The sequence below is a fragment of the Vibrio sp. 10N.247.311.51 genome (assembly GCF_041467855.1).
Classification (GTDB): domain Bacteria; phylum Pseudomonadota; class Gammaproteobacteria; order Enterobacterales; family Vibrionaceae; genus Vibrio; species Vibrio coralliirubri.
The window spans coordinates 36073-61807 of the sequence record NZ_JBFSVK010000024.1; the positions used below are offsets into that span (position 1 = coordinate 36073).

Annotated in this window: 23 protein-coding genes; 18 read left to right on the plus strand and 5 right to left on the minus strand. The window is 45.4% G+C overall.

Annotated features, from left to right (window positions below; genetic code table 11):
* Positions 1–57: 57 nt before the first annotated feature.
* The 3 genes from AB6E85_RS18975 to ygfZ form a co-directional block, all read right to left on the minus strand.
* Positions 58–264: a DUF1107 domain-containing protein gene (locus AB6E85_RS18975; RefSeq protein ID WP_009847660.1), complete on the minus strand. Its 207-nt coding sequence runs from the start codon at positions 262–264 to the stop codon at positions 58–60.
* 563 nt (positions 265–827) lie between these two features.
* A complete protein-coding gene (locus AB6E85_RS18980) occupies positions 828–1289 on the minus strand; it encodes an aminoacyl-tRNA deacylase (RefSeq protein ID WP_372143729.1) in 462 nt (153 codons plus the stop codon).
* Positions 1290–1293: 4 nt separating this feature from the next.
* Positions 1294–2265 (minus strand): tRNA-modifying protein YgfZ, encoded by a 972-nt coding sequence (gene ygfZ, locus AB6E85_RS18985; protein WP_372143666.1) that lies wholly within the window; start codon positions 2263–2265, stop codon positions 1294–1296.
* A gap of 166 nt (positions 2266–2431) precedes the next feature.
* On the opposite strand from ygfZ, the gene AB6E85_RS18990 reads away from it, so the two are divergent.
* Complete coding sequence (locus AB6E85_RS18990; RefSeq protein WP_004735374.1) at positions 2432–2692, plus strand: succinate dehydrogenase assembly factor 2; 261 nt, start codon at positions 2432–2434, stop codon at positions 2690–2692.
* Positions 2640–3059, plus strand: a complete 420-nt coding sequence (locus AB6E85_RS18995; protein WP_372143667.1) for a protein YgfX — start codon at positions 2640–2642, stop codon at positions 3057–3059. Before AB6E85_RS18990 ends, AB6E85_RS18995 begins: the two co-directional genes overlap by 53 nt.
* Before the next feature lie 135 nt (positions 3060–3194).
* On the opposite strand, the gene nadB is transcribed toward AB6E85_RS18995, so the two are convergent.
* Complete coding sequence (gene nadB, locus AB6E85_RS19000) at positions 3195–4811, minus strand: L-aspartate oxidase (RefSeq protein ID WP_017059049.1); 1617 nt, start codon at positions 4809–4811, stop codon at positions 3195–3197.
* A 389-nt stretch (positions 4812–5200) separates the two neighbouring features.
* Here nadB and rpoE point away from each other — a divergent pair, with 389 nt between their 5' ends.
* The 11 genes from rpoE (at position 5201) to acpS (ending at position 14458) form a co-directional block, all read left to right on the plus strand.
* Positions 5201–5779: an RNA polymerase sigma factor RpoE gene (rpoE, locus tag AB6E85_RS19005; protein WP_008223963.1), complete on the plus strand. Its 579-nt coding sequence runs from the start codon at positions 5201–5203 to the stop codon at positions 5777–5779.
* Positions 5780–5805: 26 nt separating this feature from the next.
* Entirely contained in the window at positions 5806–6429 is a 624-nt protein-coding gene (locus tag AB6E85_RS19010) for an RseA family anti-sigma factor (protein WP_372143669.1), read from the plus strand.
* Positions 6426–7388 (plus strand): sigma-E factor regulatory protein RseB, encoded by a 963-nt coding sequence (gene rseB / locus AB6E85_RS19015; RefSeq protein ID WP_048605809.1) that lies wholly within the window; start codon positions 6426–6428, stop codon positions 7386–7388. Before AB6E85_RS19010 ends, rseB begins: the two co-directional genes overlap by 4 nt.
* Positions 7385–7855 carry a SoxR reducing system RseC family protein gene (locus AB6E85_RS19020; protein WP_048605807.1) on the plus strand — a complete coding sequence of 157 codons (471 nt, stop codon included), beginning with the start codon at positions 7385–7387 and terminating at the stop codon, positions 7853–7855. The genes rseB and AB6E85_RS19020 overlap by 4 nt, the downstream gene beginning before the upstream one ends.
* A gap of 137 nt (positions 7856–7992) precedes the next feature.
* Positions 7993–9786 (plus strand): translation elongation factor 4, encoded by a 1794-nt coding sequence (gene lepA / locus AB6E85_RS19025; protein WP_017059045.1) that lies wholly within the window; start codon positions 7993–7995, stop codon positions 9784–9786.
* A gap of 97 nt (positions 9787–9883) precedes the next feature.
* Positions 9884–10780: a signal peptidase I gene (lepB, locus tag AB6E85_RS19030; RefSeq protein ID WP_017066013.1), complete on the plus strand. Its 897-nt coding sequence runs from the start codon at positions 9884–9886 to the stop codon at positions 10778–10780.
* Between the two features lie 26 nt (positions 10781–10806).
* Entirely contained in the window at positions 10807–11484 is a 678-nt protein-coding gene (gene rnc / locus AB6E85_RS19035; protein ID WP_017059043.1) for a ribonuclease III, read from the plus strand.
* Entirely contained in the window at positions 11477–12448 is a 972-nt protein-coding gene (gene era, locus AB6E85_RS19040; protein WP_372143672.1) for a GTPase Era, read from the plus strand. Before rnc ends, era begins: the two co-directional genes overlap by 8 nt.
* A 102-nt stretch (positions 12449–12550) precedes the next feature.
* A complete protein-coding gene (gene recO, locus AB6E85_RS19045) occupies positions 12551–13279 on the plus strand; it encodes a DNA repair protein RecO (RefSeq protein WP_019826299.1) in 729 nt (242 codons plus the stop codon).
* Positions 13276–14013: a pyridoxine 5'-phosphate synthase gene (gene pdxJ / locus AB6E85_RS19050; protein WP_048605801.1), complete on the plus strand. Its 738-nt coding sequence runs from the start codon at positions 13276–13278 to the stop codon at positions 14011–14013. The genes recO and pdxJ overlap by 4 nt, the downstream gene beginning before the upstream one ends.
* Before the next feature lie 64 nt (positions 14014–14077).
* A complete protein-coding gene (gene acpS / locus AB6E85_RS19055) occupies positions 14078–14458 on the plus strand; it encodes a holo-ACP synthase (protein ID WP_372143675.1) in 381 nt (126 codons plus the stop codon).
* A gap of 125 nt (positions 14459–14583) precedes the next feature.
* Here acpS and barA read toward each other — a convergent pair whose 3' ends face one another.
* Positions 14584–17397, minus strand: coding sequence for a two-component sensor histidine kinase BarA (gene barA, locus AB6E85_RS19060; protein WP_372143677.1), 2814 nt, complete (start codon positions 17395–17397; stop codon positions 14584–14586).
* 165 nt (positions 17398–17562) lie between these two features.
* Here barA and rlmD point away from each other — a divergent pair, with 165 nt between their 5' ends.
* The 5 genes from rlmD to eno all read left to right on the plus strand — a co-directional run bounded on the left by rlmD (position 17563) and on the right by eno (position 25437).
* Positions 17563–18882 carry a 23S rRNA (uracil(1939)-C(5))-methyltransferase RlmD gene (gene rlmD / locus AB6E85_RS19065; RefSeq protein ID WP_372143679.1) on the plus strand — a complete coding sequence of 440 codons (1320 nt, stop codon included), beginning with the start codon at positions 17563–17565 and terminating at the stop codon, positions 18880–18882.
* Positions 18883–19016: 134 nt separating this feature from the next.
* Entirely contained in the window at positions 19017–21239 is a 2223-nt protein-coding gene (gene relA / locus AB6E85_RS19070) for a GTP diphosphokinase (RefSeq protein ID WP_372143731.1), read from the plus strand.
* A 229-nt stretch (positions 21240–21468) separates the two neighbouring features.
* Complete coding sequence (gene mazG, locus AB6E85_RS19075) at positions 21469–22266, plus strand: nucleoside triphosphate pyrophosphohydrolase (RefSeq protein ID WP_048611394.1); 798 nt, start codon at positions 21469–21471, stop codon at positions 22264–22266.
* A 150-nt stretch (positions 22267–22416) separates the two neighbouring features.
* Positions 22417–24057 (plus strand): CTP synthase, encoded by a 1641-nt coding sequence (locus AB6E85_RS19080; RefSeq protein WP_048605791.1) that lies wholly within the window; start codon positions 22417–22419, stop codon positions 24055–24057.
* A gap of 81 nt (positions 24058–24138) precedes the next feature.
* Positions 24139–25437 carry a phosphopyruvate hydratase gene (gene eno / locus AB6E85_RS19085; protein ID WP_017059033.1) on the plus strand — a complete coding sequence of 433 codons (1299 nt, stop codon included), beginning with the start codon at positions 24139–24141 and terminating at the stop codon, positions 25435–25437.
* Positions 25438–25735 lie beyond the last annotated feature (298 nt).

Genomic DNA, 25735 nt, shown 5'->3' on the forward strand with positions numbered 1-25735 from the left:
AAAAAAGGGTTGGCATAATGCCAACCCTTTTTGTTTTTAATTCTGTAGATAATCAGGTCATGCGTACGCGCAGCGCAGTTTCATGATTTCACTATTTATTTCTTTCACTGTTTGAAAGTGACGTTTTTCTGCTCGGTCTGGTAGCACTAGCTTACCGTTATCAAACTCAAATTTTCCTACGCCGTAAATGTAGATTCGTCCTTTGAAAAGTCGACTTACATGTTTAGCAATCATACTCGGTGTATAGCGCTTAAACAGTCTCATTCTTAATTATCCTTATATTTACCTAGCCTGCATATTATAGAAAAACTCCGAGATAATAATTGTGATAAGCATGGAGTTATATGCAGTAGCGTTGACGTTAATTAGATATTTGTGCTGTTCTAAGCACTTTCTTCAGTAAATATCTATTTTTACGTGAGCTCCTCCCCAAAATAATACTGAGTAGTGAACTGCCATGAACTTTCCTGTTCGGTATTAAGCAGTGATAATGTTACAAGTATAAGAATAGGCGGGATTTTTTTGTTTGTGTAATCAAATTGTAAATTTCAGACAAAAAAAAAGCCCGTCTAAAACGGGCGAATAGTCACAGATGCATTACACAAAAGTGGATACTGATGTTACTCAGTGGATTCACTTACACTGATTTGCTTAATAGCTAGTCAGTAAATTTACAATAACGCAAATTTAACTTTGTGACTACTTATGCTTTTATTTTGAGTAACTATTTACTAATGGTGTGTTCTTCTTATGACGAAGTTCACACTAAAAATGTACTCAATGAAATATTCAAATGAAGTTTGCGAAGCATGATCTGATCGAAACGATCATCGACTGATGTCCGCGACGGTCGGTGCACATAGCGCCATAAGATCATTGAGATCCAACGCAACGCCAGCCATTCGATCACCCGAGCTAATGGTCACGGTCGAGTTGTTCTGAATGGAAGGATCAAAAATGATCGGCATGTGTCTCTTGAGAGCGAGCGGACCAACACTACCCACTTTAAAGCCAGTGATTGTTTCAACATCAGCGAGCGACACGCAGGTCATTCGACGGCAATTCAGTACCGAGCGTACTTTCTTGGGGTCGACAGAGCGATCGCCAGCAGTACAGGCTAAAGCATACTGGTTGCCCATATCCTTGAGCAGGATGCACTTCACCATTTGAGAGGCGTCGATGCCTCGCTCTTGTGCCGTTTCTTCAATGCTGGTGGTTGGCTTGCTTTGCATCAGCAGGCGATAATTCACCTGCTGTTGATCCAGCCATTGTGTAATCAGCGTTTCCACGTGGTTACTCATCGTCAAGGCTGTACGGCAGTGGCAGGATATTCCATGTTTGATCAGGCTGCGCGGTCAGTCGAAGCTGAACATCGTCATCAAGGTTGTTTGGAAGTACCATCAAACCAATCGCTTGGTTATCAGCAAATTGATAGACGTTTAATAGTCGGCCTGCGCCACGCCAGTTCTCACCCACGCTACGCTCTAGTTCAATTGGGTTCTCTAGAGACAATACTTCTGCTGTTGTTCCTGAAACAATACGCATCTCACGCTTGTTCATGCCACGATACTTGGCACGAGCTATCGTTTCTTGACCTGTGTAACAGCCTTTTGAAAAGCTGATACCACCAATCGCTTGCAGGTTAAGTGCTTGAGGGATGTGCTCGTTTTGCTCTGCTTTCGATAGGTTAGGCTGAGCATCAAGAATTTCATGATATTGCCAAAGTGCTTCTGATACTTTTTCTGCTGAGCTACTTGATACTAAGGTTGCAGCAACTTCTTCTGTAATAAGCAGCGCCCAACGATTGTCAGAGACTTTAACCGCTGTTCCACCAGAGATAGCACGCACGTTACCTTGGCTTTCTGAGATTGAATCAATGTACTGATCCGCAGATACGCCCATCACACCGATAACAACATCTGTCGTTTGCTCGATATCAACCTTAGAGAACACGGCGTATTTTTTGATTTCGACCAGCTCTACTTCAATCGCAGATTTAGGCTGCATGAGTGCGTAACCGCCATTGTGATGGAACAGGCGGAAGATACTCCATACCTTTCCTTTTGCATCACAGTGCGCGCCTAACGTGGATTCATCATTAGGAAGAGTGACGACATCGCACGTTACTTGACCCTGTAGGTACGACTTTTTGTCATCGCCTATCATGGTGATTGCGCTCCAGTCTGACACGTGTGTCATCATCAGTTCTGGAAGCGATTCATTTTGCGTATGAGCGAGTGGCTGAAATGTGTTTTTCCAATCCATTTTATCTTTCCTAAGAATTTTATTTGGCTCTATGTTAATCCGGTTCTGTTTCTTTGTCAGCCTAGGTTTTTTGTGAGCTTAGATAGGGACTGTGACTCACATAGTAGTTGCAGGGCGTATGACTTGTTACACTCCGAGAAAGAAAAATTATAGGTGAGGATAGCCAATGTACACTGCAGAGCAGAAAGCACGAATTAAATGGGGTTGCCGTCGCGGCATGTTAGAACTTGATGTAGTCATCATGCCATTTTTCGAAGAGTGTTTTGATTCATTGCAAGAGCAGGAACAGCGCGAGTTTGTTTCTCTATTAGAGTGTGATGACCCAGATTTGTTTACTTGGGTAATGGGACACGGACGCAGTGAAAACCTAGGCCATGCATCAATGGTTGATAAAATTGTCGCACACAACCTCAGCAAGGTTCGTTAAGCTTCAGCTTAACCCTTCGTATTCCGCATTATTTGCAAAAGGCACTATTTTTGGGTGCCTTTTGTTTTTCATCGTCCTGTCTTCTATCCCACTTGCCGCCAGCCTTTATTGCTTAGCTTTAATGATCCGTTTGTTCAAAAGCAACCATGTGATTCTAAATAGTGCCTATGGGCGTTTTGATTACAGAGAGGATGGTGATATTCGACTCAATGACCGAACTTACCGACTCAAGTTCGTTGATAGAATCTGGGCGCAGTTCTTCGTTAAATTACAGTTTGAATGTGGGTATTCGGTACTGCTTTGGCGAGACAGCTGTTGCGAGCGCGAATATCGTCATTTTCTGGCGAACTTACAACGAGCACGCTAGAGAAGCCAAACTATTCGATGAAAGAAAGTATTAGATAAAAGAAAGCGTTAGACAAAAGAAAAGGGAGCACTCGGCTCCCTTTCGTTTAATCATTTTCCGCTGACGGCTAATTCGCTAAGCACGTTTAATCAATTATTATGATTGGCGTTTCTCTGGTGTCAGAATCGTTGGGCCACTGTCTTCAGCAAGTTCAGGGTAATCCAACGTGTAGTGAAGGCCGCGGCTCTCTTTGCGTTGCATTGCACAACGAACCATTAGCTCTGCCACCTGTAGCAAGTTACGCAGTTCTAATAGGTTATTCGAAACCTTGAAGTAGCTGTAGTACTCATGAGTTTCTTGTTGCAGCATCTGAATACGACGCAATGCACGCTCTAGTCGTTTATCCGTTCGAACAATGCCCATGTAATCCCACATGAACAGGCGCAGTTCGTGCCAGTTGTGTTGAATGATAACTTCTTCATCACTGTTGGTGACTTGGCTTTCATCCCATGCTGGTAGTTCAGCGCACAGTTGAGATTGGTCGATGTTCTCAACGATATCTTTTGCTGCTGCCCATGCGTAAACCACACACTCAAGCAGTGAGTTAGAAGCCATACGGTTTGCACCATGTAAGCCGGTGTAGCTCACTTCGCCAATCGCATACAAGTTCGTTAGGTCGGTTTGACCTTGCTTATTCACCATGACACCACCACAAGTGTAGTGAGCAGCTGGCACGATAGGGATCGGCTCTTTGGTCATGTCGATGCCCAAGTCCATCAAGCGTGTATGGATCATCGGGAAGTGTGCTGTGATGAATTCTTCAGGCTTGTGGCTGATATCAACATACATACAGTCGGCACCCAGGCGCTTCATTTCGAAGTCAATTGCACGAGCAACCACATCACGTGGAGCCAGTTCACCGCGCTCATCGAAGTCCTTCATAAAGCGAGAGCCATCTGGACGACGCAAGTAAGCACCTTCACCACGCAGTGCTTCCGTTAGTAGGAAGTTACGCGCTTCTGGGTGGAATAAACACGTTGGGTGGAACTGGTTGAACTCAAGGTTTGCCACACGACAACCCGCACGCCAAGCGATAGCAATACCATCACCTGAAGAAACATCTGGGTTAGAGGTGTATTGGTAAACCTTTGAAGCGCCGCCTGTTGCTAATACAACAAATTTAGCGCGCACGGTTTCAACGTGTTCTTGGTTACGGTTCCAAATGTAGGCACCGATCACCTTGTCTTTTGAACCACCAATCTTATCTTCAGTAATCAAATCCAGCGCATTGTGGCGCTCGAAGATCTCGATATTTGGGTGGTTGTTGACGTTATCTTGTAGTGAGGTTTGCATCGCCATGCCAGTTGCATCGGCAGCGTGCAGAATCCTGCGGTGACTGTGGCCACCCTCACGAGTGAGGTGATATTTTGGTTGGCCTTCTGTACTGTTCTCATCTTTATCAAATGGAACACCACCATCAATCAGCCATTGCACACACTCTTTCGCATTTTCAGCAATGAATTGAACTGTATCTTCTTCGCATAACCCAGCCCCAGCAATTTGAGTATCCTCTACATGAGACTCAATACTGTCCGACTCATCGAACACCGCGGCGATACCACCTTGTGCGTAATACGTCGATCCTTCGCTGCGTGGTCCTTTGCTTAATACAATTACTTTTGCATGTTCTGCTACGCGTAAGGCTAATGACAAGCCTGCCGCACCACTTCCTACCACTAATACATCACACTGATGTTCACGGTTTGCGTTCATAAAACTTATTAAATCCCGGGCTATAGTCGAGTTGTCCACTCTCAATTGACTTTGTCTTGTTTTAGGAGTTTGGCTAAGACTGTTATAATCTCTCCAGAGTCATCCTTAAACGCTATGCAAAATCAATATATAGACAGCTATCTAGAAATATTTAATTGCTCAATACCATTGCTTTTGCTCAAGTTTCCCCAAATTGATAGGGATAGCTATTTTTATTACATCACATTGTGAAACAATAATGGCAAATAATTTTAAGAAAGTTGGAACTTTCGGTATTTGGCTTAGTCACAATAGTGCTCTTGTAGACGGTGGTGTCAATACTACATTTCGCATAATTAGTACCCATATCTGTGAAGGTGAGGGTTATAACAATAGGAGTACCCGCTCGAATGAACGAGCAGCTAACCGATCAAGTGTTGATTGAGCGAGTTCAGAGTGGAGATAAGCAGGCATTTAACTTACTAGTGGTTAAGTATCAAAACAAAGTTTGTAATCTTATCTCTCGATACGTGAATAATTCCGGTGATGTACCTGATGTAGCACAAGAAGCTTTTATTAAAGCTTACCGCGCGATACCTAACTTTCGTGGCGAAAGTGCCTTCTATACATGGTTATACCGAATTGCCGTGAACACCGCTAAAAATCATATCGTTGCCCAAAGCCGTAGGCCGCCAGCAACCGATGTAGATGCAGAAGATGCAGAATATTACGAAACAGGCAGCGCGTTAAAAGAAATATCGAACCCTGAGAACTTAACGCTGTCAAAAGAATTGAAACAAGTCGTTTTTGGAGCGATTGAAGCGCTACCAGAAGACTTAAAAACTGCAATGACGTTGCGTGAGCTCGAAGGTTTGAGCTACGAAGAGATTGCAGAAGTAATGGATTGCCCTGTAGGAACCGTACGTTCGCGTATTTTCCGAGCTCGTGAAGCGGTGGAAAAGAAAATTAAACCTCTTTTGCAACGCTAGAACTTGTAATAATTATGGTGAAAATAATGGCTGATAAAGAAAAGCTTTCGGCACTCATGGATGGTGAAACGATCGATAAAGCTCTCATTGTAGATCTCGAATCCGATCAAGAAAGCATGGATACCTGGCAGAGTTACCATTTAATTGGTGATGTTATGCGTGGGGATGCGCCAGAAACTCCAGAGTGGAACATTGCTAATAGTGTAGCGGCAGCGCTTGAGAACGAGCCTGCACATGGTTCAATGTCGAACCTGCACCAAGTGCATGTTGAACCTACTGTTGCTCCAATTGAAGAGCAGCCAAAACCTCAGCAAGCGAAGCGTCAGCTTCCGGCGTGGTTACAACAGTTTGGACAAGTTGCCGTGGCAGCGTGTGTTTCATTAGCTGTTGTATTAGGTGTTCAACAATATGGTGGCAGCGACCCTGCAGCACCAGAGCAGTTGCCTGTACTCCAGACGATTCCATTTGCCGGTTCTGCGGAACCAGTAAGCTTAACGCGTGACTCTGTTGAGAAACCAGCATCTGAAGCTAATTTGCAAGAGCAGCGCAAACGCGTTCATGCAATGTTAGAAGATTATGAGCTGCAGCTAAGATTAAACAGTGATGCATCGCCAATGCAAGATGCACATCTAGAATCGGACATTGAATGAAGAAAATCCTGGTCAGTGCACTGACACTGTTCAGCTTGATGTCTCCAACAGCCTTTGCAGAGGAAACCACTGCAAAGGCGTTGTTGCATCAAATGAACGAGGCCAGTCAGCATCTAAATTACGAACTCTCCTACATTTTGATAAAGAAGAGCAGTATTGAACCTCTTGTTTATCGCCATGCAGTTAACGACGACCAACAACTTGCACACCTTGTTTATCTAAGTGGCCCTGTTCGTGAAGTCATTCGACGTGGCAATGAAGTTAGCTACATCGAACCGGGTACAGAGCCATTTACGATTCAGTCTGGCAGCATGGTTGCACCTGTTATTCCGATGATTAATCGAGATATCGAATCTCTGAATCAGTACTACGATTTTGTGAAAGTTGGGCGCTCTCGTGAAGCGGGCAGCACAACTCAAGTGCTGCGTGTCGTGCCGAAAGATGGCCTTCGCTACTCTTACGTGGTTTGGGTAGACGAAAAAACGAGTCTTCCTTTGCGTGCCGACCTTTTGGATCGTGATGGCGAAGTACTTGAACAGTACCGCACTATATCTTACGTGGTGAACGATAAGATTGCTGAGGCAATGGGTGGCTTGAACCAAGCTCAATTGCCGAAAGTTTTATCATTGCCGGAAGGCTTAGTGAGTGAAACTAACTGGCAAGCGTCTTGGATTCCTGAAGGGTTTAAGTCAAAAGAGCTTAGCCGCTATCAAATGGCTGCGACCGATAAAATGGTTGAAAGTCAGCTTTTCAGTGATGGATTGTTTAGCTTTTCGGTTTATATCGCTGAAAAAGACGAGCATTCATTGAAAGGGCAGCTAGTACGTCAAGGGCGTAGAACCTTGCACAGCTTAGTGATTGGCGACAAAGAGATCTCAGTGGTTGGTGACATTCCGCCAGCAACTGCAAAACGTATCGCTCAGTCAGTTACATTCAATAAATCGGTACAAGCGCAATGATGACCGCGCTGGCGACCGTTAGCTCGGTTGAACAAAAAGGTAAGCAATACTTTGTTCAACTGAGCTGCGAACAACAAACCAGTTGCAGCAGTTGCTCTTCTCAAAAAAGTTGCGGTACGGGTATTGTGACCAAGGCTGTTGGCAATAAATCTTTGTTTTGGCAGCTTAAAACCAAGAGCTTAGTCAAAGCAGGACAAATCGTAGAAATTGGCTTTCCAGAAAAAAGCCTACTTCAATCGGCAGCCATTGTTTATCTCATCCCACTTTTCATGTTGATGATTGGTGCTGGTTTTGGACAACTCTTGTTACAACCCTTACTCCAAGGGGGCGAGGGCATTGTTATCTTAAGTGCAGCACTGTTTACTGCTGGTGGGATTGCCTTAGCGAAGCGGTTAGCCAAACCCATGGAAGACAAATCCAAGCAAGAAGTCGTCTTGATTCGAATCCTAGGTGAGTCTCTCGTCTAATTTATGATGCTTCTTGCCCTTAAATTGGGTAGAATCTGCCAACTTGATTGAAATGCCGCCACCAATGCTGACTGTAGATTGGACGCGTCGCGGCTTTCTTATTATCCCTATTCAAAGAGTTTAGTCACACCAAGCCTATGAAGCACATTCGTAATTTTTCGATTATCGCCCACATCGACCACGGTAAGTCGACCCTTTCTGACCGCTTAATCCAAGTTTGTGGAGGATTAAGTGAACGTGAGATGGCAGCTCAAGTCCTCGATTCTATGGATATAGAACGCGAGCGTGGTATTACAATTAAAGCGCAGAGTGTGACTTTAGATTACAAAGCTAAAGATGGTGAAACTTACCAACTTAACTTTATCGACACTCCTGGACACGTAGACTTCTCTTACGAAGTATCTCGTTCTCTAGCTGCTTGTGAAGGCGCACTACTTGTAGTGGATGCTGGCCAAGGTGTTGAAGCACAAACTCTAGCAAACTGTTACACAGCAATCGAAATGGAACTGGAAGTAGTGCCAATCTTGAACAAGATTGACTTACCTGCAGCTGAACCAGAACGTGTTGCTGAAGAAATCGAAGAGATCGTTGGCATCGATGCGATGGAAGCGACTCGCTGTTCTGCGAAAACAGGTTTGGGTGTTGATGATGTTCTAGAAAACATCGTAACGGCAATCCCGCCACCGGAAGGTGATCCTGAAGCGCCTCTACAAGCGTTGATCATTGACTCTTGGTTCGATAACTACCTCGGCGTAGTTTCTTTGGTTCGTATCAAAAACGGTAAGCTGAAGAAGAACGACAAGATCAAAGTAATGTCGACAGACCAAGTATGGGGTGTTGACCGTCTAGGTATCTTCACGCCTAAGCAAATCGACACGACAGAGCTAAATACTGGCGAAGTAGGTTGGGTTGTTTGTGGTATTAAAGACATCCTAGGTGCGCCAGTTGGTGATACGTTGACGCTTGCAAAAGGCGGCAGCACTGAACGTCTACCTGGTTTCCAAAAAGTGAAGCCTCAGGTATACGCAGGTCTATTCCCTGTATCATCTGATGATTACGAAAACTTCCGTGACGCGTTAGGCAAACTAAGCCTGAACGATGCATCACTGTTCTTCGAACCAGAAAGTTCAGCAGCACTTGGTTTTGGTTTCCGTTGTGGCTTCTTAGGAATGCTTCACATGGAGATCATCCAAGAGCGTCTAGAGCGTGAATACGACCTAGACCTAATCACAACTGCACCAACAGTAGTGTATGAAGTTGTAAAAACAGATAAAACAGTTCTGTACGTTGATAGCCCGGCTAAACTGCCAGCGGTTAATGACCTAGAAGAAATTCGTGAACCAATTGCACGCTGTAATATTTTGGTACCTTCGGACTACCTAGGTAACGTAATTACACTGTGTGTTGAGAAGCGTGGCGTACAAGTAGACATGGTTTACCACGGTAATCAAGTTGCTGTAACGTACGACCTTCCTATGGCAGAAGTAGTTCTAGACTTCTTCGACCGTCTGAAGTCAACGTCTCGCGGTTACGCATCATTGGATTACAACTTCCAGCGCTACGAACCATCAAACATGGTACGTGTAGACGTATTATTGAATGGCGAAACGGTTGATGCACTAGCGATCATTACGCACAAAGATATTGCTCAGTCTCGTGGTCGTCTACTGGTAGAGAAGATGAAAGAATTCATCCCTCGTCAGATGTTCGATATCGCGATTCAAGCAGCGATTGGTAACCACATCATTGCTCGTTCTACAGTGAAACAACTGCGTAAGAACGTAATCGCAAAATGTTACGGTGGTGATATCAGTCGTAAGAAGAAACTTCTTAAGAAACAAAAAGAAGGTAAGAAGCGTATGAAGCAGATCGGTAACGTTGAACTGCCTCAAGAAGCATTCTTAGCAATTCTTCATGTTGGTAAAGACTAACTTTATCCAGCATTAAACGAATAATTGAAAGTGGAAGAGTAGCTCGCTATTCTTTCACTTTCGTTATTTTTAAAGAAATGAAATTTAAGGGATATCAATGGCTAATACATTTTCGCTTATCTTAGTGATCGTAACTCTAGTGACCGGCATTGTATGGGCGTTGGAAAAGTTTGTGTGGGCGAAGAAGCGCCAGCAAAAACTTGCTGACGTTGAAGCACAATCGAATGGCCTAGACGCTGAAACCAGCGCAAAAGTTACGGCTCAGCCTTGGTGGGTTGAGAACAGTGTGTCCATTTTCCCGGTAATTGCATTTGTTTTGATCTTGCGTTCATTCATCTATGAACCGTTTCAAATCCCTTCTGGCTCGATGATGCCAACCCTTTTGGTTGGTGATTTCATCTTGGTAGAGAAGTACGCGTACGGTCTAAAAGACCCAGTATGGCGCACTCAATTGGTAGAAACAGGCAAGCCAGAACGCGGTGACTCAATCGTATTTAAGTACCCACCTCAGCCAAACATCGACTACATTAAGCGTGTTGTTGGTATGCCTGGTGACACTATTCGCTACAGCAGTCGTAAAGAGATCTGCATTCAGGCGAAGGGTACAAGTAGCTGTGAACCAGTGAAACTAAGTAATGTTGAAGAGAGCCAATTTATTCAAGATGGTGTGCCTCTGATTCAGCTGAACGAACAGCTTGGAGACGTAGAGCACCAGATTTTAGTTAACCCATTACGCCGTGATCGTGTGCAAGCATATCAGCCTCGCAATGGTGTTAACGAATGGGTCGTTCCAGAAGGCCAGTACTTTGTGATGGGTGATAACCGTGACAACAGTGCCGATAGCCGTTACTGGGGCTTTGTCCCTGAAGCAAACCTTGTTGGTAAGGCCGTTGCTATTTGGATCAGCTTCGAATTCGAACGCGGTTCAGACAGTGTACTTCCAACATGGATTCCTACTGGTGTGCGTTTTAATCGCATCGGTGGGATTCATTAATCGATCACATAACACATCGAGAGAGCATGAATTCTCCAATTGATAAACTAGAGAGAAAGATTGGCTATCAGTTTAATGATGCCGATCTTATCCACTTGGCGCTGACTCACCGCAGCGCCGCAGGTAAACATAACGAACGTCTTGAGTTTCTGGGCGATTCAATTTTAAGTTTTGTTATCGCTGATGATCTTTACCACCGTTTTCCTAAGGTAAACGAAGGTGATATGAGCCGCATGCGCGCAACATTAGTTCGTGGTCATACATTGGCAGAACTAGGTCGTGAATTCGAACTAGGAGATTACTTAAAATTAGGTCCAGGTGAGTTGAAGAGTGGCGGTTTCCGTCGTGATTCTATTCTAGCGGATGCGGTTGAAGCGATCATCGGTGCTGTCTATTTAGACAGTGATACCGAGACGGTTCGCGGCATTATTTTAAGCTGGTACCAATCTCGCCTGGATGCTATTCAGCCTGGAGTATCTCAAAAAGATCCGAAAACTCGCCTACAAGAGTTTTTGCAAGGTCGAAGAAATCCTCTACCTGTCTACACAGTGACTAATATTAAAGGTGAAGCACACAACCAAGAGTTTACGGTTGAGTGTGAAGTGGCAGGTGTGGATAAACCTGTTATCGGTAAAGGCACTAGCCGCCGCAAGGCAGAACAAGCGGCTGCTGAAACAGCATTAGAGCAACTAAGCAATGTCTGATAACAACCAAGATTTCGATATCGATGCATTCTTTTCATCTGATAGCAAAAAAACAGGCCTACCGGAAAACCAACACTGTGGCTTTATCGCTATTGTCGGTCGCCCAAATGTAGGTAAGTCGACGCTTCTGAACCATATTCTGGGTCAGAAGATTTCTATTACATCACGTAAACCACAGACGACACGCCACCGTATTATGGGCGTTGAAACTGAGGGTGATTACCAAGCGATCTTTGTTGATACTCCTGGACTTCATATTGAAGAAAAGCGTGCCATCAACCGCTTGATGAACCGTGCGGCGAACAGCTCACTGAGTGATGTAAACCTAGTATTCTTCCTTGTCGATGGTACTCACTGGACTGACGACGATGAGATGGTTCTGAACAAACTGAAGAAGACTGACTTCCCAGTTGTACTTTGCATCAACAAAGTAGATAACGTTCAAGACCGTACTAACGTGATGCAGCACATGATGGAAGTCTCTAAGAAGATGGACTTCATTGACGTTGTGCCAATCTCTGCGAAGCAAGGTAAAAACATTGATGTACTGCGTAAGCACGTACGTGCACATTTACCTAAAGCGACACACCACTTCCCTGAAGAATACGTGACTGATCGCTCGCAACGTTTTATGGCCTCTGAAATTATCCGTGAAAAGCTGATGCGCTTTACGGGTGACGAGCTACCTTACTCAGTAACGGTTGAAATCGAACGTTTCGATTACAACCCAGATAACGATGGCTTCCACATCAATGCACTGATTCTTGTTGAGCGTACAGGCCAGAAGAAAATGGTGATTGGTAAAGCGGGCGAGAAGATCAAAACGATTGGTCGTGAAGCGCGCATCGATATGGAAGAGCTATTCGGCCGTAAGGTTTACCTAGAGACTTGGGTCAAGGTTAAATCTGGCTGGGCTGATGATGAGCGTGCACTTCGCTCGTTAGGCTACATCGACGATCTATAATATATTGAACGTCACTTTCTGAGATTAAGAAAGTTGAACTGAAGATAAATCCAAGAGAGAGTGCGAACTCTCTCTTTTTGTATCTGTAATAAGGGTAAGTGATTGAGCGAAGGGTTACAGCGATGCTTTGTGTTGCACCGTCGACCATACAGTGAGTCGAGCCTGATCTTGGACGTCTTCAGCGAAGAGTTCGGTCGGGTGACGTTGATGTCTAAAGGCGCTCGCAGCAAGCGTTCTAATTTGAAAGGTGCATTACAACCTTTTACGCCGCTACTGCTTAAGTGGTCTGGTAATGGTTCGATGAAAACCTTACGCCAAGCTGAACCCATCAGCTTGGGGCTTCCTCTCGCCGGTATTAATCTGTATTCAGGCATGTACGTGAACGAGCTTATCGGTCGGGTATTGATGGCGGAAGTACCTATGCCTGCACTTTTTCACGACTATCTTCATGCTTTAACAGAGCTGGCGCATAATGATAATCCTGAGCCAGCACTGCGTCGCTTTGAGCTGGCTCTATTATCCGCTATGGGTTATGGCGTCGACTTTTTACACTGCGCGGGCACTGGTGAAGCGATCGATCCGAGCATGACTTATCGCTATCGAGAGCAGAAAGGTTTCATCGCTTCGGTGCGTCGAGACAACCTGACTTTTATGGGCGATGAACTTATCGCAATCAGTGAACGTAGGTTTATCACTAAAGAGCAGTTAAAAGCGGCAAAACGCTTTACACGCATAGCCTTAAAGCCGTATCTTGGCGGCAAACCATTAAAAAGTAGAGAGCTATTTATGCCAACAATAGCCCTCTCTAGAGCACGGAGTATTGGAAAATGAGCTCAATCCTTTTAGGCGTTAATATCGACCATATTGCAACACTACGTAATGCACGTGGTACTAAATACCCAGATCCAGTACACGCAGCTGAAATTGCTGAACGTGCGGGTGCTGACGGCATTACTGTTCACCTGCGTGAAGACCGTCGTCATATCGTTGACCGCGATGTACGTATTCTGGCTGAAACACTTCAAACTCGTATGAATTTGGAGATGGCAGTAACGGATGAGATGGTTCAAATTGCCCTCGATACTAATCCTGAGTTTGTTTGTCTGGTTCCAGAGAAGCGTGAAGAGCTAACCACTGAAGGTGGCTTGGATGTGGTTGGTCAACTTGAAAAGATCAAAGCTGCGACGGAAAAACTGTCTGCTGCTGGCATTAAGGTGTCTCTGTTTATCGATGCTGACCGTGAGCAAATCGACGCAGCAAAAGCGTGTGGCGCACCGTTCATTGAACTGCACACTGGCCATTATGCCGATGCTAAAACAGAAGAAGACCAACAAGATGAGCTGAAAAAGATTGCTGCAGGCGCAAGCTACGCGGACGATCTTGGTATCACAGTCAATGCGGGTCATGGTCTGACTTACCACAACGTCGCACCGATTGCGGCACTTCCAGAGATCTACGAGCTGAACATCGGTCACTCGATCATGGGACGTGCAGTGTTTGATGGTTTGAACAAAGCAGTTGCAGACATGAAAGCCGTGATGGAAACAGCACGCAACAACGCTTAGTTTTCTAAACCGTAAGCGACGAATTAGTAGAATTAATAGATAGAAGTTTAGTAGTAGGGTAAGCATGGCTGTTGTTGGATTAGGTACAGATATCGCAGAAATTGAGCGTGTTGAAAAGGCATTATCACGAAGTGGTGACGCTTTTGCCCAGCGTATTTTGACCGATTCTGAATTTGAAGTATTCCAGCAACTCAAGCAAAAAGGGCGTTACCTTGCAAAACGTTTTGCTGCCAAAGAAGCGGCATCTAAGGCGTTAGGCACGGGTATCGCGCTGGGTGTGACCTTTCACGACTTTGAGATTTCAAACGATGAGCATGGCAAGCCAGTTCTGAGCTTGCATAGAAAAGCGCGTGAAATCGCAGAGGCAAATGGCACAACATCGATTCATTTGACTATCTCGGATGAGCGTCACTACGCTGTGGCAACGGTGTTACTCGAATCGTAAACAGATTATCGCTACTTTATATCTAGTGCTCTAGGTACTAGACAGAAAAAAGCAGAGCTCATGAGCTCTGCTTTTTTATTGGCGGGTAAACCGTTTACTGAATATTGGTGAGTAACAAGTACCCGCTAGGTCTTAGCCGGTTTCAAGTAATGAATCGCGGTTGCTTGAACCTTGTCTAATTCATCCTGAAGCTCGAAAAGCTCCGGTTCAATGTCTTCAACAGAAGTACCTGAACGCAGCTCTTTCTCTATCGTCGCACACACCGATTTTAGTCTTGGTACGCCGCTGTACGAGCTGCTGCCATGCATCTTGTGGATGATGTGTATCAGCTCTTCAACGGGGTAGTCACTGTCTTCTATCGCTTTATCTGCTGCCTCATAAACTTCTGGAATAAAGTCTACGAGCATTTGCAGCATATCGCGTGCGAGGTCTTCTTTATTAGCGGCCTGCTTCATCGCAGCTTGCCAATCAATGATGATGTTTGTGTGCACGCTGGCTTCAGTTTCTGACACTGGACCGTTGTCGACTTCAGCAGAGACCGCTGGGTGGTCTGGATCTATTTTTTCGATGTGCTCAACCTCAGAGGTCGAGCTCCAATGAATCAGAACCTGCTGTAAAACATGCTCTTCAATAGGTTTGGTTAGGTAGTCATCCATGCCCGCTTCAAGCAGTCGGTCTCGTTCGCCAATCATTGCATGTGCGGTCACGGCAATTACAGGTGTATGCGCATTGTTCGCCAGTTTTTTGATGTTCTGACAAGCGGTCACACCGTCCATCTGTGGCATTTGAATATCCATGAAGACGATATCAAATGGCGTCTCTGTCGCTTTGTCTATCGCTTGCTGACCACTGGTACAACTGATGACGGTTTCTACTCGCTCTTTGAGCAGTGCGGTGATCAGTTTTAGGTTGGCTGGGTTGTCGTCGACCGCTAATACCGTAAGCGGAAGCTTCTCTTCTGAATGTGTTTCAATCGCTGGTGCAATCAAGGTTGGTGCCTGATTCGATACCAGAGTTTGCAGTAACTTCTTACGAGAAAGAGGCTTAGTGATGCACTGAACATCGACCTCTTTCATTAGTTGCTCACCTAACGCTAGCTCGGTACTTGGTGTACCAATAATCACGTTTTGAGCAATCTTCTTCGCACCTATCGCCCAACCACTCACGGTATCAAATTGATATTCTTGGTTGGCGGCTAGGTTAAGCAGAACGTAGTCATACGAGGTGGTCTCGTCTGGCATCACCGAACGATACGTTATCACTAAGCCTTCTTGAGTTAGGATTTGCTGAGTAATCGATGCCGCTTGCATGTTTGGCTCGATAAGCAGCAGTTGTTTGTCTTGCAGACACTGAGTCTCAATCAGCTCTGTCATCGGCATATCGGTCGTTGATAGTCTCAAGGTGAACCAGAAGGTGGAACCTTGGTGCAGACGACTGGTTAGGCTGATCTCTCCGCCCATTTGACTGACCAGTTTTTGGGTGATAACCAGACCTAAGCCTGTACCACCATAACGACGAGAGATACTTGCATCGGCTTGGCTGAAGGCTTGGAAAAGCTGAGCTTGTTGACGCTCCGAGATACCAATACCCGTATCTCGAACCATGAACTGCAGCTCGATGTTGTCTTCGCTTTGTGAGCGCAGCTCAACGCTGATATCAATGTTGCCGCGCTCGGTAAACTTAATTGAGTTACCGACTAGGTTAGTCAGGATCTGTTGAATACGCAGTGGATCGCCCACCACGCCTGGCGGTACTTTTGGATCGATCTTCAGTGTCAGCTCTAGACCTTTCTCATGAGCGTTGGTTGCTTGAAGGTTTACTACCTCTTCAAGGCTGGCTTGGAACTCAAATGGAATGTTCTCTAGCGCTAATTTACCGGCTTCAAGTTTCGAGAAGTCCAAGATATCGTTGATGATGCTAAGCAGGTTGTTTGCCGAACGTTCAATGGTTTGCAGGTAATCGGTTTGACTGTTCGATAGGTGAGTCTTGAGCATTTGACGAGTAAAGCCAATCACACCGTTCAATGGGGTTCTCAGTTCGTGAGACATATTCGCCAAGAACTCAGACTTAACACGAGCCGCTTCTTGCGCGCGTTTTTTCGCAATGTCTAACTCAACGTTTTGAATCTCTAGTTGCTCAAGGGTTTCACGCAAGTCTGATGTGGCTTGGTCGATACTGTGCTGCATCTCGACGTGATATTCTGATAGCGATACCGCCATCGCATTGATACCGTTTTTCAGTGAGTCTAGCTCACCATGCATCTTACCTTCGATACGTACATCTAGGTGACCACGACGAATTCGGTCGACCATATTTTTCATGTGCGTGATCGGTTGAGTCACATCGTGCATTAAGCGGAACGCAAACACGCCCGATAAACCAAGCCCGAGAATCAATACCAAGAAGGCAGAGAATACTTCTTGATATTGCTGCAATCGAAGTGATGACAGATCTAACTCAATCGCAATATAGCCGATCGCTTGATTGGCTTGAGATTGACCGTTGGCTGAGTTGATGTACTGGCCTTCGGCGATGATAGGCGTCCGCAGGATCAGCGTGTTATCGAGCAGATTCGATGAGCTTAAATGCGGGATCGGTTTATCTTTGGGATAGGTTAGGCTTTCAAAATCGGGGTGGAAGTTTGAGGTTACAAATAACTCATGACGTTCATCAAACACCGCGATACTGCGCACCAGCTTAGAATTCTTTCGATGCGCATAGCTAATAAGCTGACGAACAGACTCTCGACTTTCGAGCTTCATGCCTGATTCACTCGCAATCGCAAGTGGTTCAATGATGCTAGTACCAGTGTTAACCACCTGACCCTCAAGGTCTTGATAGCGGTTAAATGAGAAAAATGCACTCAATAGCAACCCAATAATCAGGGTTGGAGCTAGAGTTAAGGTAATTACACGGGCTCTTAAGCCATATCTGGTCATGTTCTTTAATTACATCGAGGTCTGGATATGGGAAAATAACGCACACAATGGCGGTTAAGTGAACGGTAAGCTTAATCAAAGCCGTGACGTTCGACAATGATTCCAAGACATAATAGTGAGTCCTGGATACCAATTACTTATTAAAAGATACATTAGGCACAAGCAATGGCACGTTTTTTCCAACCAAAAAAGAAAACTCAACTCGAGACCAAGCATCAATCGGTTTTGGTTGAACGAATGGATCACAATGGCGCTGGCATCGCTTATCAAAAGAATAAACCGGTTTTCATTGATGGCGCATTGCCCGGTGAGCAGGTGGTTATTCAACTTACTGAGAACAAAAGTAAGTTTTCGCGAGCTAAGCTCATCAAGTTATTGAAGCCGAGCGAGCAGCGTTTGAAGCCGTTTTGTAAGCACTTTAATCAGTGTGGTGGCTGTCACCTCCAACACCTTGGTTACTCTTCTCAGGTTGAGCATAAATCGCAATCTCTGACCCATCTGATGAGCCAATACCAAACGGCCAACACTGAAGTTGCACAACCTATTGTCGGTGATGAAACCGGTTATCGACGTCGCGCACGTATCAGCCTATTTGTTGATAAAAAGACACAGCAGCTTCAGTTCGGTTTCCGTAAGAAGCAAAGTAAGCAGATTGAAAATATCACCGACTGTGCCGTGCTTGATCCTCGCCTCAATGTATTGCTGCCAAAACTGAAAAATTTACTGAACACTTTCAACAACCTTACGTCTTTAGGACACGTTGAATTGGTGTTGGGCGATACTGGTCCTGTAATGGTGTTACGTCACCTTAAGCCTTTGGTTGAAAAAGATGAGCAAGCGCTGATTGCGTTAGTAAAAGAAGAAGGCGCTACGCTGTACTCGATGCCTGAAACCGATAAGTTGGTTCGCTTAGTAGGCGATGCACCTTCTTATAGTGAAACTGGCGTGACGTTACCTTTTGAGCCAAACCACTTTATCCAAGTAAACCAGAAAGTGAATCAGCAGATGGTGGCTCAAGCGATTGAGTGGCTAGAGCCTCAAGCGGATGAGCGAGTGCTCGACCTATTTTGTGGTCTCGGTAACTTCAGTTTGCCTATCGCGCAACAATCGGCGTTTGTGGTTGGTGTAGAAGGCGTTGATGAAATGGTTCAGCAAGCCACATCTAATGCAGCGTTAAACCAGTTAAGTAATACGGAATTTTACCAAGCTAACCTTGAAGAAGACTTATCTTCACAGCCTTGGGCAAAAGAGAAATTCGATAAAGTATTGCTTGACCCGGCACGTGCGGGAGCGAGTGGGATCGTTGATCAAATTTCAGCGTTAGGAGCGAAGCGTGTGGTTTATGTTTCGTGTAATCCTGCTACTCTAGCTAGAGATTCTGAGAGCTTAGAAAAACAAGGCTATCAATTAGCCAAACTGGGTATGTTGGACATGTTCCCACACACCAGTCATCTCGAATCGATGGCTCTCTTTATCAAGGCTTAGAGGCCCTTAAACAAGGCTTCAAATGAATCACAAAGGCGCAGGGAAGCCTGCGCTGATATCAATATGGTCGAACTAACTTGGAACCAGTTAGTCATATTGAATTGGGTATAAAACATAATAACTAGGAAGGCATGATGGTTGCGGTACGAAGCGCACATTTAAACCCAAGCGAACAGTTTGAGCTAGAAAGTTGGATTGCGTCACTGAATCAAGACGCAAAGACCTCGAATAAACTGATCAAAGTTTATCGTCACTGTGAAGAGCTATTAAAAGATCACGAGCAAGCATCGCTCTTGCTTTGGCGTGGCCGCGAGATGATCGAAATCTTGGTTACGCTGTCTATGGACCGTGCCACTTTAATTGCAGCGCAACTTTTCCCCGTCGTCTCAAGCGGCGTTTTTGAGCGCGAAGCGTTTGAAGAAAGCTATGGTAAAGAAACCGTAAAGTTGATCGATGGCGTTGAAGAAATGGCGGCCTTAGGCCAGTTAAACGTGACCCTTGAAGGCAGCGCTGCCTCGGGTCAAGTTGATAACGTTCGCCGTATGCTACTGGCGATGGTCGACGATTTCCGCTGCGTAGTCATCAAACTCGCTGAACGAATCTGTAACCTTATCGAGGTAAAAAAAGCGCCTGATGCTGTGCGTCGCGCGGCCGCAAAAGAGTGTTCTAACATCTACGCTCCGCTCGCTAACCGTTTAGGTATTGGTCAGCTTAAATGGGAAATCGAAGATTACGCATTCCGTTACCAACAGCCAGACACCTACAAGCAGATTGCTAAACAGCTGTCTGAACGTCGTATCGTACGTGAACAATACATTAAAGACTTCGTTGACGACTTAACGGCGGAAATGAACCGTTCAAGCATCAATGCAGAAGTCAGCGGTCGACCAAAACACATCTACAGCATCTGGCGTAAGATGCAGAAGAAAGGCTTGGACTTCGATGAGCTCTTTGACGTACGTGCGGTACGTATCATCGCCGACCAGCTCCAAGACTGCTATGCCGGCCTAGGTGTGGTTCATACCAAATACAAACATCTACCAAGTGAATTTGATGACTATGTGGCGAATCCTAAGCCAAATGGTTACCAGTCTATTCACACCGTGGTTCTGGGCCCTGAAGGCAAGACCATTGAGATTCAGATCCGTACCAAGCAAATGCACGAAGACTCTGAGTTGGGTGTCGCTGCGCACTGGAAGTACAAAGAAGGTGCTTCAAGCGGACGCAGTGGCTACGACGAGAAAATCACTTGGTTGCGTAAACTTATCGATTGGCAAGAAGAGATGTCGGATTCTGGCGAAATGCTGGATGAAGTTCGTAGCCAAGTCTTCGATGATCGCGTATATGCCTTTACACCGCGCGGTGACGTGGTCGATCTACCAATGGGTGCAACCCCACTGGACTTCGCTTACCACATCCACTCAATGGTTGGACACCGCTGTATCGGTGCCAAAGTAGCAGGCCGTATCGCACCGTTCACTCATAAATTATCGATGGGTGATCAGGTTGAAATCATTACTCAGAAAGAACCGAACCCATCACGTGATTGGCTAAACCCAACCACAGGCTTCGTTCATTCAGGTCGTGCTCGCGCGAAGATTAACGCTTGGTTCCGTGCACAAAGCCGAGAGAAGAACCTCGAAGCGGGTCGAGACATCCTTGAGGCGGAACTTGCGAAAGTGGGTGCAACCTTAAAAGATGCCGACCAATACGCTCTGAGACGCTTTAACGTCAACACGCCAGATGAGCTTTATGCTGGTATCGGCAGTGGCGACTTACGTATTAACCAAGTGGTTAATCACATTAATGCGTTGGTGAATAAGCCTACGGCGGAAGAAGAAGACAAGAAAGCGCTCGAGAAATTGCTTGAGTCGGAAAACAAGCCAGCACAACAGAGTCGTCCGAAGAAAGATGCGGTAGTGGTTGAGGGCGTTGATAACCTAATGACGCACCTAGCGCGTTGCTGTCAGCCAATCCCAGGTGATGTGATTAAAGGTTACATCACTCAAGGTCGTGGTATCTCAGTGCACCGTGCTGACTGTGAGCAGCTAGGCGAGCTTAGTATGCACGCGCCAGAACGTATCATTGATACTGTTTGGGGCAACGGCTTTGTTGGTTCATACATCCTAACGCTGCGTGTTGAAGCGCTAGAGCGTAATGGCTTGTTGAAAGACATCACCTCACTGTTCTCGAACGAAAAGATCAGCGTGACCACAATGAAGAGCCGTATCGACTATAAACGTCAGCTATCGGTAATGGATTTCGATTTGGAAGTGACCAATATTGAAATTCTGAGTCGCGTGACCAGTCGAGTTGAGCAAATCAAAGATGTGATGAGCGTAAAACGCCTAGGCTAAAATTCTCGTCATACTTGAAGCTGATGGCGTTGTTGCCTGCGCGCACTCGCTCAATCACATAGGCAAGCTATGCTCAGGAGTCTCGCTTGCTTGTCGCCTAGCCACAGTTTCAATTATTTAGAGAATTAGACAGTATCAACAAAGGTGAGTGGTTTTGGCTGCTCACCTTTTTTAGTTTTAGAAGACGTTATAAATTTAAAAATCAAAGACAGTGAATAGGAAGAAAACAATGAATCACCCGATTGAACAACTTGAACAGATTATGACTAAGCTGCGCGATCCAGAAGGTGGTTGTCCTTGGGATTTGAAACAAAATTTTGAAACAATTGTGCCGCATACTATCGAAGAAACCTACGAGGTGGTGGACGCGATTCACAACAAAGATTGGCCGAACCTACAAGAAGAACTGGGTGACCTGCTATTTCAGGTGATTTTCTACAGCCAGCTCGCGAAAGAGCAGGGACTGTTTGAGTTCTCTGATGTGGTCGATGGCATTAATGAGAAGCTAACACGCCGTCATCCGCATGTGTTTTCTGATACCGAGTTTGCGAGCGATGAAGAAATTAATGCCAACTGGGAAGCTGAAAAAGCCAAAGAAAAAGCTCAGGCAGGCAAAACTCAAGAAAGTATTCTAGACTCAATACCAAACTCTCTACCTGCGCTTTCACGTGCTACAAAGATTCAAAAACAGGTAGCGAAATATGGCTTTGATTGGGACTCTATTGGCCCAGTGGCTAATAAGGTTTTAGAGGAAGTCGATGAGGTGTTGGAAGAAGCACTCCAAGTGACGCCAAATGAAGATTTGGTTGAAGAAGAGTTGGGTGATTTGCTGTTTGCGACGGTCAATTTGGTGCGACATTTGGGTAAAAATCCAGAGTCGGCGCTCAATAAAGCCAATCTGAAGTTCTCACGTCGCTTTAAAGGGGTGGAACAAAAAGTTCGTCAGCAAGATAAAATTTTGACCGATTTTTCACTACAACAGCTTGATTCCATGTGGGATGAAGTCAAGGTGGCGGAGAAAAGATAACCAAAGCTTTTATCATGAATTGATTTGAAGCAAAAAATAAAAAATAGCAGTGTGATAGATTTCACGTTGTGGCGATAAGGGGCTTCTGGTATATTTTCATCCCGTCCAGAAGTAGTCCATTTCCCTCATTCAACCAATTTCAGGTTAAACATGACGACAAATTACATTTTTGTTACTGGCGGGGTTGTATCCTCTCTAGGTAAAGGTATTGCTGCAGCATCTCTTGCGGCTATTTTAGAAGCTCGTGGTCTTAAAGTGACTATGATGAAGCTTGACCCTTACATCAACGTTGATCCAGGCACTATGAGCCCGACTCAGCACGGTGAAGTGTTCGTTACGGAAGATGGCGCTGAAACAGACCTTGACCTTGGTCACTATGAGCGATTCATTCGCACCAAGATGACTAAGCGTAACAACTTCACTGCAGGTCGTGTTTACTCAGACGTACTCGCTAAAGAGCGTCGCGGTGATTACCTAGGTGCAACTATTCAGGTTATCCCACACATCACTAACTCTATCAAAGAGCGTGTAATTTCTGGCGCATCTGGCCACGATATCGCGATCGTTGAAGTTGGTGGAACGGTTGGTGATATCGAATCTCTACCATTCATGGAAGCGATTCGTCAGCTAGCAGTAGAACTAGGCCGTGAACGCGCAATGTTCATGCACCTTACTCTAGTGCCATACCTAGCAGCTGCGGGCGAAGTGAAAACTAAGCCAACGCAACACTCTGTAAAAGAGCTACTGTCTATTGGTATTCAGCCAGACATCTTAGTTTGTCGTTCAGACCGCAACATTCCTTCGAACGAGCGTAAGAAAATTGCTCTGTTCTGTAATGTGCAAGAAAATGCAGTTATTTCTATGCGCGATGTTGACTCTATCTACAAGATCCCTCAGCTTATTAAAGCTCAAGGCACTGATGAACTTGTATGTAAGCGTTTCGGCATCACAGCTCCAGAAGCAGACCTGTCTGAATGGGAACAAGTAATTTACGAAGAAGCTAACCCAACGGGTGAAGTGACGATTGGTATGGTTGGTAAGTACATTGAACTACCAGACGCATACAAATCAGTAAATGAAGCGCTAAAACACGCGGGCTTGAAAAATCGCCTAAGCGTTAATATTAAATACGTAGATTCACAAGACGTTGAGTCTCGTGGCGTAGAAGTTTTAGAAGGCCTAGATGCAATCCTAGTTCCTGGTGGCTTTGGTGACCGTGGTGTTGAAGGTAAGATTCTTGCTGCTCAATACGCTCGTGAAAACAAAGTACCGTACTTAGGTATCTGTCTAGGTATGCAAGTCGCACTTATCGAGTACGCTCGTAACGTTGCGAAAATGGAAGGGGCACACTCTTCTGAATTCTGTACTGAAACTAAGTACCCAGTTGTTGGTCTTATCACTGAGTGGACTGATGGCGAAGGTAAAGTTGAAGAGCGTACAGAAACATCTGACCTTGGCGGCACAATGCGTCTTGGTTCACAGCTTTGTCACCTAGCGAAAGGGACGAAAGCTTACGAATTATACGGTAGCGCGACGATCCATGAACGTCACCGTCACCGTTACGAAGTGAACAACAATCTTCGTCCACAAATCGAAAAAGCGGGCCTAAAAGTATCGGGTCTATCTGCGGACAAGAAACTGGTTGAAGTTATTGAGAACCCGAACCACCCATGGTTCGTTGCTGCTCAATTCCACCCTGAGTTCACTTCAACACCTCGCGATGGTCACCCATTGTTTGCAGGTTTCGTTAAAGCGGCTGGCGAGTTCCAGCGCGGCGAGTTAGAGAAGTAAAAAGGAATACAGGTAGCTGCGTAAGTTGTGCTGCTACCTTTAAATTTGACATTTATATATTCAACGAGAAGGAAACATTCAATGTCTAAGATCGTTAAAGTTCTAGGTCGTGAAATCATCGATTCACGTGGTAACCCAACTGTAGAAGCTGAAGTACACCTAGAAGGCGGTTTCGTAGGTATGGCTGCTGCTCCATCTGGCGCATCTACTGGTTCTCGCGAAGCTCTTGAGCTACGTGACGGCGACAAATCACGTTTCCTAGGTAAAGGTGTTCTTAAAGCTATTGAAGCTGTAAACGGCCCAATCGCTGAAGCTCTAGTTGGTACTGACGCTAAAGCACAAGCTGACGTTGACCAAATCATGCTTGACCTAGACGGTACTGATAACAAGTCTAAGTTCGGCGCGAACGCTATCCTAGCTGTATCTCTAGCTAACGCAAAAGCTGCTGCTGCTGCGAAAGGCATGCCTCTATACGAGCACATCGCTGAGCTAAACGGTACTGCTGGTCAGTTCTCTATGCCTCTACCAATGATGAACATCATCAACGGTGGTGAGCACGCAGATAACAACGTTGACATCCAAGAGTTCATGATCCAACCAGTTGGCGCTAAAACTCTTAAAGAAGGTCTACGTATCGGCGCTGAAGTATTCCACAACCTAGCTAAAGTTCTTAAGTCTAAAGGCTACAGCACTGCAGTTGGTGATGAAGGTGGTTTCGCTCCTAACCTTAAGTCTAACGCTGAAGCTCTAGAAGTTATCGCAGAAGCTGTTGCAGCTGCTGGTTACGAACTAGGTAAAGACGTTACTCTTGCTATGGACTGTGCAGCATCTGAGTTCTTCGACAAAGAAGCTGGCATCTACAACATGAAGGGCGAAGGTAAAACTTTCACTTCTGAAGAGTTCAACCACTACCTAGCTGAGCTAGCGAACAACTTCCCAATCGTTTCTATCGAAGACGGTCTTGACGAGTCAGATTGGGATGGCTTCAAGCACCAAACTGAACTTCTAGGCGACAAGCTTCAAATCGTTGGTGACGACCTGTTCGTTACAAACACTAAGATTCTTGCTGAAGGTATCGAGAAAGGCGTAGCTAACTCTATCCTTATCAAGTTTAACCAAATCGGTTCTCTAACAGAGACTCTAGCTGCTATCAAGATGGCTAAAGACGCTGGCTACACTGCAGTAATCTCTCACCGTTCTGGCGAAACTGAAGATGCAACTATCGCTGATCTAGCGGTAGGTACAGCTGCAGGTCAAATCAAAACTGGTTCTATGAGCCGTTCTGACCGTGTTGCTAAGTACAACCAACTTATCCGTATCGAAGAAGCTCTAGGTTCTAAAGCTCCTTACAACGGTCTTAAAGAAGTTAAAGGTCAATAATTCCTAGCGAATTGTTAATCTAAGCTTTTTTAAATGCCTCGCTTATGCGGGGCATTTTTTTGCCTAAAATTCGTCATTCCCTAGACTGACGAAGGAAGGCATAGGGAATCTCTTATTTACCTTTGACGCGATAGATTCCCAACTCAGTCGTTCCTCCTTCTTGGGAATGACGAGAGCAGGTGGCTTAGGAAAGGTGCGATCTCTTTGAGTTTTTTATCTGCAGTGATTTGTATTACCCGTCATTATCGAGACCGACGGAGGAGAGAGTCGGGAATCTCATTGTGGATTTCGAATAACA

Coding starts and splice junctions, on each gene's coding strand:
- lepA (WP_017059045.1), top strand. CDS start 7,993: ATGAAGCACATTCGTAATTTTTCGATTATCGCCCACATCGACCACGGT.
- nadB (WP_017059049.1), bottom strand. CDS start 4,811: ATGAACGCAAACCGTGAACATCAGTGTGATGTATTAGTGGTAGGAAGT.
- rlmD (WP_372143679.1), top strand. CDS start 17,563: ATGGCACGTTTTTTCCAACCAAAAAAGAAAACTCAACTCGAGACCAAG.
- era (WP_372143672.1), top strand. CDS start 11,477: ATGTCTGATAACAACCAAGATTTCGATATCGATGCATTCTTTTCATCT.
- lepB (WP_017066013.1), top strand. CDS start 9,884: ATGGCTAATACATTTTCGCTTATCTTAGTGATCGTAACTCTAGTGACC.
- pdxJ (WP_048605801.1), top strand. CDS start 13,276: ATGAGCTCAATCCTTTTAGGCGTTAATATCGACCATATTGCAACACTA.
- AB6E85_RS18975 (WP_009847660.1), bottom strand. CDS start 264: ATGAGACTGTTTAAGCGCTATACACCGAGTATGATTGCTAAACATGTA.
- AB6E85_RS19080 (WP_048605791.1), top strand. CDS start 22,417: ATGACGACAAATTACATTTTTGTTACTGGCGGGGTTGTATCCTCTCTA.
- AB6E85_RS19010 (WP_372143669.1), top strand. CDS start 5,806: ATGGCTGATAAAGAAAAGCTTTCGGCACTCATGGATGGTGAAACGATC.
- mazG (WP_048611394.1), top strand. CDS start 21,469: ATGAATCACCCGATTGAACAACTTGAACAGATTATGACTAAGCTGCGC.
- relA (WP_372143731.1), top strand. CDS start 19,017: ATGGTTGCGGTACGAAGCGCACATTTAAACCCAAGCGAACAGTTTGAG.
- barA (WP_372143677.1), bottom strand. CDS start 17,397: ATGACCAGATATGGCTTAAGAGCCCGTGTAATTACCTTAACTCTAGCT.
- eno (WP_017059033.1), top strand. CDS start 24,139: ATGTCTAAGATCGTTAAAGTTCTAGGTCGTGAAATCATCGATTCACGT.
- rseB (WP_048605809.1), top strand. CDS start 6,426: ATGAAGAAAATCCTGGTCAGTGCACTGACACTGTTCAGCTTGATGTCT.
- rpoE (WP_008223963.1), top strand. CDS start 5,201: ATGAACGAGCAGCTAACCGATCAAGTGTTGATTGAGCGAGTTCAGAGT.
- ygfZ (WP_372143666.1), bottom strand. CDS start 2,265: ATGGATTGGAAAAACACATTTCAGCCACTCGCTCATACGCAAAATGAA.
- AB6E85_RS19020 (WP_048605807.1), top strand. CDS start 7,385: ATGATGACCGCGCTGGCGACCGTTAGCTCGGTTGAACAAAAAGGTAAG.
- acpS (WP_372143675.1), top strand. CDS start 14,078: ATGGCTGTTGTTGGATTAGGTACAGATATCGCAGAAATTGAGCGTGTT.
- AB6E85_RS18990 (WP_004735374.1), top strand. CDS start 2,432: ATGTACACTGCAGAGCAGAAAGCACGAATTAAATGGGGTTGCCGTCGC.
- AB6E85_RS18995 (WP_372143667.1), top strand. CDS start 2,640: ATGCATCAATGGTTGATAAAATTGTCGCACACAACCTCAGCAAGGTTC.
- rnc (WP_017059043.1), top strand. CDS start 10,807: ATGAATTCTCCAATTGATAAACTAGAGAGAAAGATTGGCTATCAGTTT.